The sequence below is a fragment of the Enterobacter cloacae complex sp. P27C genome, assembly GCF_014895705.1.
GTDB lineage: Bacteria > Pseudomonadota > Gammaproteobacteria > Enterobacterales > Enterobacteriaceae > Enterobacter > Enterobacter bugandensis.
Genome location: NZ_JADBQB010000030.1, coordinates 1 through 486, shown reverse-complemented (window position 1 = coordinate 486; position 486 = coordinate 1). Strand labels below are relative to the sequence as shown.

General features: G+C 46.9%; 2 tRNA genes. Both read left to right on the top strand.

The features are described 5' to 3' along the window. The first annotated feature begins 97 nt into the window (after positions 1–97). Positions 98–174, top strand: a tRNA-Ile gene (locus IM291_RS21830). Between the two features lie 38 nt (positions 175–212). Beyond that, positions 213–288: transfer RNA gene (locus IM291_RS21825), tRNA-Ala, on the top strand. The last annotated feature ends 198 nt before the right edge of the window (positions 289–486 follow it).

The following is a 486-nucleotide window of genomic DNA, read 5'->3' as shown; positions in this document are numbered from 1 at the left end:
GGGAACCTGCGGTTGGATCACCTCCTTACCTTAAAGAACCTGCCTTTGTAGTGCTCACACAGATTGTCTGATGAAAAACAGCAGTAAAAAACTCTACAGGCTTGTAGCTCAGGTGGTTAGAGCGCACCCCTGATAAGGGTGAGGTCGGTGGTTCAAGTCCACTCAGGCCTACCAAATTTGCGAAGCAAATTTGAAGAGGTTGGCAAAACGATGGGGCTATAGCTCAGCTGGGAGAGCGCCTGCTTTGCACGCAGGAGGTCTGCGGTTCGATCCCGCATAGCTCCACCATCTTTTACTGCGAACACAAGAAAACTTCAGAGTGAACCTGAAAAGGTGCACTGCGAAGTTTTGCTCTTTAAAAATCTGGATCAAGCTGAAAATTGAAACGACACATCTTTAATGTGTGTTCGAGTCTCTCAAATTTTCGCAAGTCGATGGTGAATCGAAAGAAACATCTTCGGGTTGTGAGGTTAAGCGACTAAGCGT